General features: G+C 47.7%; 8 protein-coding genes. All 8 read right to left on the bottom strand.

Features of this window, described 5'->3' with window-relative positions:
• Positions 1 to 982, bottom strand: a 982-nt coding sequence (locus AN618_RS03555; RefSeq protein ID WP_066352180.1) for an RNA-guided endonuclease InsQ/TnpB family protein, incomplete at its 3' end; no start/stop codon positions are given.
• Positions 983 to 1,019: 37 nt separating this feature from the next.
• Positions 1,020 to 2,180, bottom strand: coding sequence for a glycosyltransferase family 4 protein (locus AN618_RS03550; RefSeq protein ID WP_066352176.1), 1,161 nt, complete (start codon positions 2,178 to 2,180; stop codon positions 1,020 to 1,022).
• Positions 2,181 to 2,545: 365 nt separating this feature from the next.
• Positions 2,546 to 3,484 carry a transketolase family protein gene (locus tag AN618_RS03545; protein ID WP_066352175.1) on the bottom strand — a complete coding sequence of 313 codons (939 nt, stop codon included), beginning with the start codon at positions 3,482 to 3,484 and terminating at the stop codon, positions 2,546 to 2,548.
• A gap of 36 nt (positions 3,485 to 3,520) precedes the next feature.
• Entirely contained in the window at positions 3,521 to 4,348 is an 828-nt protein-coding gene (locus AN618_RS03540; protein WP_066352173.1) for a transketolase, read from the bottom strand.
• A 14-nt stretch (positions 4,349 to 4,362) separates the two neighbouring features.
• The gene (locus tag AN618_RS03535) at positions 4,363 to 5,211 is read right to left on the bottom strand and encodes a YitT family protein (RefSeq protein WP_066352172.1); all 849 of its coding nucleotides are present in this window, start codon (positions 5,209 to 5,211) and stop codon (positions 4,363 to 4,365) included.
• Position 5,212: 1 nt separating this feature from the next.
• Positions 5,213 to 5,962: a WecB/TagA/CpsF family glycosyltransferase gene (locus AN618_RS03530; RefSeq protein ID WP_187694873.1), complete on the bottom strand. Its 750-nt coding sequence runs from the start codon at positions 5,960 to 5,962 to the stop codon at positions 5,213 to 5,215.
• Entirely contained in the window at positions 5,940 to 7,058 is a 1,119-nt protein-coding gene (gene csaB, locus AN618_RS03525; RefSeq protein WP_066352163.1) for a polysaccharide pyruvyl transferase CsaB, read from the bottom strand. Before csaB ends, AN618_RS03530 begins: the two co-directional genes overlap by 23 nt.
• Positions 7,055 to 8,983 (bottom strand): DUF5693 family protein, encoded by a 1,929-nt coding sequence (locus AN618_RS03520; RefSeq protein ID WP_066352160.1) that lies wholly within the window; start codon positions 8,981 to 8,983, stop codon positions 7,055 to 7,057. The genes csaB and AN618_RS03520 overlap by 4 nt, the downstream gene beginning before the upstream one ends.
• Positions 8,984 to 8,993: the final 10 nt, after the last annotated feature.

The raw sequence follows: 8,993 nt of genomic DNA, 5'->3' as shown, positions 1-8,993 counted from the left end.
CGGCCTCGACAAGATTCCTCAACATCCTGAAGGCCCAGAAGTTGTGCACCAGGATGTTTTTCGGCCCGAAGTCCATGTCCTCCCGGATGCCGGTCAGATCTTCGATGAACAGCGTGGTCACGTGGTGTTGCTTGAGGATACGTGCGATTTCTGCGGCCAGAGCGATAAAGGCGTGTTTGAGCCTGCGGGTACGTGCCTGGTAGAGCTTCCGAAGTTGCCGGGAGGTTTTTCGCCCAGCCCGGGCAAGCCTTGCCTGCTCTTCAGCGATGCACTTCGTCCAGTACACGAAGTCTTTCCAGACTTTGCGACCGGAGAAGAGAATCTGGCGGCTTATACCCTCAACGGCCAGAGCAGCCAGCACCCTGGCGCCGAGGTCCAAAGCGGCGTATTTCTCGGGTCGAGTTTTTCTTGCTGCTTCCGGCACTTCCACGACCTGGTGGGCATACCAGCGCTTCTTCACACGGTCGTACCTGAGTTCTAAAGTCTTTGGGGTGCCATGGAAGCGCAGGGCACCCTTCGTACGCAGGATCAGGCGGTCCCCATGCTTTTCCCGGAGATCCCGCGGTAGTGTGAGGGAGAGGTTATGGGAGTCCAATGCGTAGGACGTGGGCGCCTTGACGGGGATGACGCGGAATGTGCGCTTTCCCGTCCGGCGTTCCTTCCAGTAGCGGGGTATGCGTGGCGGCTCCTCCAGTTTGCCTTTCCGGTACAGCCGCAGGCACGCAAAGAAGGAATCCCACGCCTTCCGTGCTTTTTTGATGACCTCCTGCCCTATGTGGGCGGGCAGGGCACGATACGCCGGGTGCTCCTTGAACTCGGCGCACAGAGTTTCGTAGGAAGGCACGGCTTCACCCTTGAGGAAGGCCTGCCTGCACCTATATTGGATGGCATTCCAGAGGGCAGCGCAGCGATCCCCGATTGTTTCGAGTATTTGCTTTTGTTGCTTGCTGGGCAAAACCCGGACAATGTTTGTTCGCCTCATGCTTCTATTTTAGCACAACTGGCCGCCGCTTTCATCCTTACCCTTTCAAGGGTAGGGCCTTCCCCCGGCGGTTCTGTAATATCTCCTCTATGATCTCCACATAGCTTTTTGCAACCTGGGGCCATGTCATGGTCTTTCCAAGTTTTGCAGCTTTCTTTTCCAGCTGACTCTTCAAAACAGGGTCCTTTAATATTCGATCTATTAAGTAAGCTAGTTCTTCTGAATCGGCCTGTGACGCGACAAGCCCTCTCCCATTTGCTAACACTTCAAGTGAATAGTCATAAGGGGTAGAAACGATCGCCCTTCCACAGCCAATTGCATATGACAGCGTGCCACTTACTGCCTGATGCCTCCCAGGATACGGGGTGAGGTAAACATCGGTCATATATAGGTAATCTCCTATTTCTTCGAGGGTAAGGAATTTATTGATAAAGCGGACATTGTCGTGGAGTTTCAGATCCTCCACCAGCTTCTCCAGAGATTCGCGGTAGACTTCGCCCTCTCGCTTTTTGAGTTTAGGATGGGTCTCACCCACGATCAAATACAATATATCCGGATACTTTGCTTTTAACATAGCTATGGCTTTAATCCCTATTTCTATACCCTTGCCCGGCCCTATAAATCCGAAAGTCGTAACCACAGGCCTGCCCGCAATTCCGTAGGCTTCCTTCAGCCTTTCCCTCGGCTTTTCTCTGAATACCGGCACTCCATGAGGTACAACGTAGATTTTATTGAGGGGTATTTTATAAACTTCGTGCAAAAGTTCTGCCGAGCGCCTGGTCATACAGATTACAGCCGCAGCCCTTTGTCCCAATTTCATCAATATGCTCTTTTGACTCACTGAAGGCTGGGAAAGTACAGTGTGAGTATTGAGGATGAAGGGCTTTTTCAGGTGGGCTACAAAATCTAGGACGTAGCTCCCGTCGCAGCCTCCAAATATTCCGTATTCGTGCTCCAAAAGCACTATGTCGGTGTAGCTGGAATTCACATATTCGGCTGAAGCTGTGAAATCTACTTTGTTTTCTTCGTGAAGCTCGAATACGACTTCGGGAGGATAGGTATATGATGAGCCGTTGTCGGTGATGGCCAGTATTTTTACGTTTTGACCCCACAATGTGAGGTTGTCCCTCAAGTCTTTAGCAAATGATGCTATACCGCATTCTCTTGGCGGATAGGTGGATAATATAGCCAGATTCATAGACATCCCCCATTTCTATATATAAACTAAAAGGGTCTTTCCCCAATCCAATCCCCAGACACACCACATACATTCTTATTATATATTTAAACAAGCTATATTATCCCACTTGCGGCGTATAGCACCATTGCCGGGAAATTTTTAAGATAGCAGGCATATTGAAGGAGGAAAATCTCAAGAAGAAAATTAAAACTCTGACGTGAGATCAGAGCCTTTAGGAGGAGAAAAATATATTTCTAATATTTAAAAATATACATTTTCTGCAGTTTGTCAAGGGCTATGAGGACAAGGACTTGCGGGGCCTAAAATTAAAAAGGGTGAAAATCCCGAAATGTCGCGGGACTTTCACCGGGAAATAATTGAAATCAGTCTATACTCTTTTTTACAGACCTTACAGCCGCCTCCGCTATGTCTTCCGCCGTGAGGCCATAGGCTTTCATCAGTTCTTCGGGTTTGCCGGACATGCCGAAAACATCTTTGATTCCTATCCTCTTTATGGGAACGGGCTTTTTCTCAGAAAGCACCTCCGCCACCGCGCTGCCCAAGCCCCCAATTATGCTGTGCTCCTCAGCGGTGACGATGGCTCCACATTCTGCCGCTTTTAAGATGACTTCTTCGTCAATCGGCTTTATGGTGTGAATGTTGACGACCATGGCATTTATGCCATCCTTTTCCAGGATTTCTGCTGCTTTCAGAGCTTCGGCTACCATGACGCCGGTGGCTATGATCGCCACGTCCCTTCCTTCCCTCAATATAACCCCTTTGCCCGGCTTAAATTCGTATCCTTCGCCGAATATGGTCTCTACCGGATGCCGGCCCAGCCTTAAGTACACGGGGCCCTTCATCTGTGCCGCCGCCCTTACCGCCATTTTGGTCTCCGTTGCATCGGCGGGACTTATTACCGTCATGTTGGGCAGTGCTCTCATGAGGGCTATGTCTTCTATGGATTGGTGTGTGGCTCCATCTTCTCCTACGGTGATGCCGGCGTGGGTTGCGGCTATTTTCACGTTCAGGTTCGGGTAGCAGATAGAGTTTCTTATCTGTTCAAAAGCCCTACCGGTGGCAAATATGGCAAAGGTGCTGGCAAAGGGTATCTTGCCGCAGGTGGCGAGGCCCGCTGCCGTTCCCATCAGGTTTTGTTCCGCTATGCCCATGTTAAAGAAACGCTCGGGGAATTTTTTGGCAAAAACGCTGGTTTTTGTGGACTTGGATAGGTCGGCATCCAGAACAACTATGTCTTTTATCTCTTCGCCCAGTTCGGCAAGGGCTTCGCCGTAGGCTTCTCTAGTAGCTATTTTGGGCATTGTCTCTACCTCCGTTTCCTTTCTTTATTTTCTTTGCTAGCCCCCAAGGGCCTTCAGCGCTTCTTCTGCTTGCTCTCTTGACGGAGCTTTGCCGTGCCAGTCCACCTGGTTTTCCATGTAGGGCACTCCCTTTCCCTTTACGGTCCGGGCCACTATTACCGTCGGCCTGCCTTTCGTGCTTTTGGCCTCTTCAATAGCTCGCAATATGTCTTCAAAATCGTGGCCGTCTACATCTATTACGTGCCAGCCGAAGGCCCTGAATTTTTCTTGTATTATTTCCGGCGACATCACCTGGACTATAGGACCATCTATTTGAAGACCATTGTGGTCCACAAAGGCCGTTAGGTTGTCGAGCTTATAATGGGCTGCGGCCATGGCAGCTTCCCAAACCTGGCCTTCTTCAAGCTCACCGTCTCCCAGGAGGACATAGACTCTGTAGGATTTACCGTCCAGTTTTCCGGCCAGCGCCATGCCATTCGCTGCCGAAAGCCCCTGCCCCAGGGAGCCGGTAGTCATGTCCACTCCAGGTGTCTTTTTCATGTCAGGATGCCCCTGCAGTATGGAGTTGATTTTGCGCAAAGTCTTTAGTTCCTCTTTCGGGAAATAACCCCTTTCGGCCAGCACGGCATAAAGCGCCGGTGCCGCATGACCTTTTGAAAGCACAAACCTGTCCCTGTCGGGCCAATTGGGATTTTTAGGGTCTATCTTCATTTCCTGAAAATAAAGAGCGACCAAAATATCGGCACAGGATAGCGACCCTCCCGGATGTCCGGATCCCGCCTCGGCGGTCATCTCTATGATGTGCCGCCTAACTCTACGGGCTGTTTTTGTCAATTCTTCAAGCTTTTCTTTGGATACTGGCATTTTCAATCACCTCGTCATTTATTATTTATAAATGTAAACCCTTCTCCCAGAACTTCATGCACGTCGTGAATAATTATAAAGGCCTTGGGGTCTATGTCCCATATAATCCGCTTCAATTTTGGAAGCTCGAGCCTCGTCACTGCACACATTACAACCTTCCTGTTTTCTCCCGTGTAACCGCCTTTTGCCTCAAAAAGCGTGATTCCGCGCCCCAAGTCTTCCAAAATCCTCTTTTGTATTTCATCGTTTCTATCGGAAATTATGTAAACTGCTTTCGCATAATTGATGCCTTCCTGAACTATATCTATCACTTTACTGCTTACATAGAGGGCTATCCATGAATACATGGCAATTTCCCAGTTAAAGGAAATACCGTTCAGAGCTATGACGAAAAAATCTATGAGCAGTATCCCCTGGCCAATGCTGACAATTGGTACGAAATGATGAATCAGCATGGCCGCTATGTCGGAGCCGCCGGTAGTAGCCCTGGTTTTGAAGACCAGCCCCAGGCCCAGGCCCAGAACGATGCCGCCGTATACGCTGGAAAGCAGCAAATCCCGCGTTATCACCGGAAAATTTTTCGTCAACTCCGTAAAAACCGAAAGGAGTATGGTGCCGACTATGGTCTTCGCACCGAAAACGGGACCCAAAAAGATTATCCCTGCTATAAAAAGGGGAATGTTAAAGGCCAGCATCGTCCATCCCACGGGCAGGCCGAACAGGTAATGGAGCACCGTGGCAAGGCCGCTGACTCCACCTGCTGCTACTTTATTGGGAACAAGAAACATGGTGAGACCTAAGGACGCTACGAAGCATCCAACAACAATCAGGGCGTAATCTAGCAGATTCGACTTGAGTTTCAAGTTATTTATTCCCCCTCTCCGTCAGTACTTTTATCAGAACTTTTACAATAAAAAGGGGGAGTACGGACATTCTCTTTATCCGGCGGGGTTCCTGCAGCAGCCTGTACAGCCATTCGAAACCCGTCTTCTGCATCCATGTCGGTGCCCTTTTCACTCTGCCCGCAAATACATCAAGGCTGCCGCCGACACCCATCATTATACTTCCATTTATATTGTGTCTGTTATTCATCATAAAGAGTTCTTGGCGCGGAGCACCCATGCCTACAAAGATAAAATGCGGCTTTGCTTCATTGATTTTTTGCACCACTTCATCCTGCTGCTTTTCATCAAAGTATCCGTGGTGGGTTCCCGCCACTTTAACCCCCGGAAACCTCGACAGTATATTTTTTGCCGCTTCTTCGGCAATACCCGGCTTCCCCCCCAGCAAGTATATGGAAAGTCCACGGCCGGCAGCCATCTTCAGCATCTTTACCATCAGGTCAAAACCTGCTGTTCTTTCAGGTAACGGACTACCAATAATTTTCGAAGCTATCACCACTCCGATGCCATCGGGCAATATGAGGTCGGAAGCAGCTATAGCACTTTTTAATGCGGGATTTTTCTGTGCTGCCATGATTATTTCCGCATTAGGCGTTACGATGACCTTTGTATTCCCCTCATCCAGCATTCTTTCAACTTCCTGCGCCGCCTGTTCCAGCGTCACTTTATCCAGCGGCACACCCAGTATTTCAATTCTTCTTTTCTTGCTCATGGCCACCCTCCAGGAGTTTTAAAGCAAGCCTAGCATTCTCGTTGGCTAAATATTCCATCTCTTTCCTTTTTGCAAGGAGCGTGCGGCGGCTCTCTTCCCTTTTTTTTATAGCATCTTGGATAAGACTACACAGTCTTTGAACTTTTAAGTCCTTTAGTGCCCCGGCAGACGGCTGCCCGACACGCATTAAAAAGTTTTCAACTTTAGGGTCATAGGCAAGTCCCACAAGGGGAACCCCCATTATGGCACCAAATATGAGCGCGTGGAGTCTCATTCCACAAAGGAGGTCCATTTTTCCGCAAATCCAAAGCAGTTCTCTCGGTCCCAGCGATTCACCAATCACCATGGCCTTTTCCCTCATCAGTCCCATGATTTCCAGAGATTCATTGTAATCCTGCGGAAACTGCATTGGAATAAATACTATATTTGCAGAGTAGTTTCTTATTAAATAATCGGAAACTTCAGCGATGACTTTTCTGCTTTCGCTTACTTTCCACGGCCTTACAGAAATGCCTATTTTGAGACCTCCGCTGTCCAAATTTATACCCTGCCTGGTGAGTATACGAAGTCCGGTTTCATCATCCACGGGTTTCAGCGCAAAGGCTGGATCGGCAGTGACATAAATGGGAGGCTTTTTGACTCCGAGGTTTTTTAGCTGGTCCCGGGAGTTTTCGTCTCTAACCGTAATCAAATCCACCATATTGCCCACCGAGGCAATCAACCGCTTGTTGAAATTCCGGTTGACAGGGCCGACTCCGTTGGCATAAAACATCACCTTTTTTCCCATTTTCTTTGCGAGAAACACTATGAGAAGATAATAAGGAATAGATCTGCTGCTGGTAACATCCTGAAGCAGGCCGCCACCACCGCTCAAAACCAGGTCTGCCTCGGCAATTGCTTTCACCACAAGAAAAGGGTTGGTTCGATGCACGGCCTCGATGTCATGCATCAGTTCCGTTTCTCTTGGATTGGCCGACAAAGCTTTTATTCGTACGTTTTCATCCAATTTTTTAAAAGACTCGACTATGGCCATCAATATAGCTTCATCTCCGGCATTGCCGAAACCGTAGTACCCCGAGACCAGTATTTTCTTCATTCTCTTTCATTCCCTTTCCGGCATAATGTGAAAAATCCAATCAATGCTAGGGTTCCGATAAAACTTCCCAGAAGTATCCCCTCCAGGGAACGGACAATTGAGATAAGGGCATTTGCATGAAAATGGCTGAAAGTGTTTATCATGGACAGCTCGCCCAAAAGCCCTGCTACCAAAAGTAACCTAAATTGCCATGTTCTTTGGGGATTTTTGAGGCCTCCCGCCAGAACAAGAGCCGGAAATCCTATCAGAAATTCCTTTGTCCTGGGCCTCACGGGTAGTACTTCTTCCAGCCAAATTCGGAAATACAATTCCCACTTGGGTATTGGAACGACCGAAAAGTTCCCGGTGCGGTTTATTAGGATATACAAAATTCCGCCCGCTAAAGCCAGAGCAAATAGATTTCCAACGGTAAACAACGGCTTATTCAACGGAACTCTGCCGTATTGAAACCATATATAAATAAAGCCGATTAAGACAAAGGCGGCGATGTACATCGCTTTAATTCCGCGAAACTTTTCTAAACCAACGATAAAATCCATATCGCCGCAGATTCCAGTGATCAACAGGGCTCCTGCAAAAGTTAATGCGGTTGCCCTGGCAAGTGTTAAAAGCCCACTTGCAATACTCCGCCTCAAATTCTTAGTAGTTGACCCGTTTGCGGGCATTTCCCGGCATACGGCAAGGCACGGATAAAGTACAGAAGCCGTAAGGCTCGCAGCAATTCTAAAAAATGAAAAATCTATTAAAGCCAGCATCCACATAAGACTTAAAAAGCCGCAAGAGGAAAGCAGAGCATAACTCTCCTTAATTTTAAATATCCGAAGTAGATAAAACAGCCCCGGCGCCAATCCCATGGAAGCAACGATCGGGAGCAGTGCCATTGCAAGGCTTGATGTTTGATTTTTTGAAAAGGAAGAAGCTTTTTCCGGATAAAATCCCGGCTTGAAACCCGCCGATATTACGTCATCATATATACTTTTTATGTGTTCCTTATTGTATCTTACGAGGTCCTCATCTCCGGATAGAAAAAGGTGCAGATAAAGCAACCTGTCGTTTCTATCCCTTACAGCAAGCAGATATTCTTCCATCCATTTATGAGGGGGACGATTGTATACTCTTACGATTTCATATCCTTTTTCCCCTATACCCTTTTTTAAACTTTCTGTTTCTTTAAATTCGTCAAGCCCCAGGCGGATACCTTTTTCTTTTACCTTGCTAAAAAGAATGTCTGCAGCCTCGGTTCTTTGTGGTATTTCGTTGTTTTGAAGTATCAAAACCGATATATCTTCAGCAAAAATCTCGCTTATTTGTTCTATTTCTTGTGCCGTCTTTCCTTTTACGCCTTTCAACATCAATATTACATTAAAACCTAAAGATTTAGCTAAATCTATCGAAGGCCGGTCAAAACCCAAGCCAATCTCACTAAATCCGCCCCTTCCCTTTACTTCCTGAATCACGTAGGTACCTTCGCCCTCTTCGGTTATTATTTCATACCCTCTAGAAAACATTGCAATCTTTAATTTGTCAAAAGTTGCTTTGTCCCGGGTAAATATATAATAGCTTTCTGGATTGAAATTCTTCCTGGAGATAATTTGCCTTGCCAGGTCGTTTTCTACTCCTAAAAAACGCTGGTGGTCCATGAGCTGCCAGCCCTTCATCACCAAAATCCTGCCTCTATCAATCATATCCTTTACCGTGGTTTCTTCTACCGCTAGCGAAGTGACCCCTGCCGACTTTAACTCGCCCAATATCTCTCCGGGAGCTCGCCTGGTGATCCTGGCAAGTTGCTCGATCTCACTCACCGGAACGGAAATTTCAACTACCCTGCTTTTTTGTTCGGTGGCAATTTTCGACGTGAGGCTAAACAGGGAAAATGCTATGGAAATTATAAAAATCACCGTTAATCCTTTAATCGCAGGCTTCACTCGAACCGCC

It is taken from the genome of Fervidicola ferrireducens (genome assembly GCF_001562425.1).
Classification (GTDB): Bacteria; Bacillota; Thermosediminibacteria; order Thermosediminibacterales; family Thermosediminibacteraceae; genus Fervidicola; species Fervidicola ferrireducens.
The sequence above is the reverse complement of the archived record's forward strand: the minus strand, read 5'-3'. Positions and strand labels throughout refer to the sequence as shown.

What these genes read in the sequence shown, in the direction of transcription:
- AN618_RS03550 (WP_066352176.1), bottom strand. Translation starts at nt 2,180, where the DNA reads ATGAATCTGGCTATATTATCCACCTATCCGCCAAGAGAATGCGGTATA.
- AN618_RS03545 (WP_066352175.1), bottom strand. Translation starts at nt 3,484, where the DNA reads ATGCCCAAAATAGCTACTAGAGAAGCCTACGGCGAAGCCCTTGCCGAA.
- AN618_RS03540 (WP_066352173.1), bottom strand. Translation starts at nt 4,348, where the DNA reads ATGCCAGTATCCAAAGAAAAGCTTGAAGAATTGACAAAAACAGCCCGT.
- AN618_RS03530 (WP_187694873.1), bottom strand. Translation starts at nt 5,962, where the DNA reads ATGAGCAAGAAAAGAAGAATTGAAATACTGGGTGTGCCGCTGGATAAA.
- csaB (WP_066352163.1), bottom strand. Translation starts at nt 7,058, where the DNA reads ATGAAGAAAATACTGGTCTCGGGGTACTACGGTTTCGGCAATGCCGGA.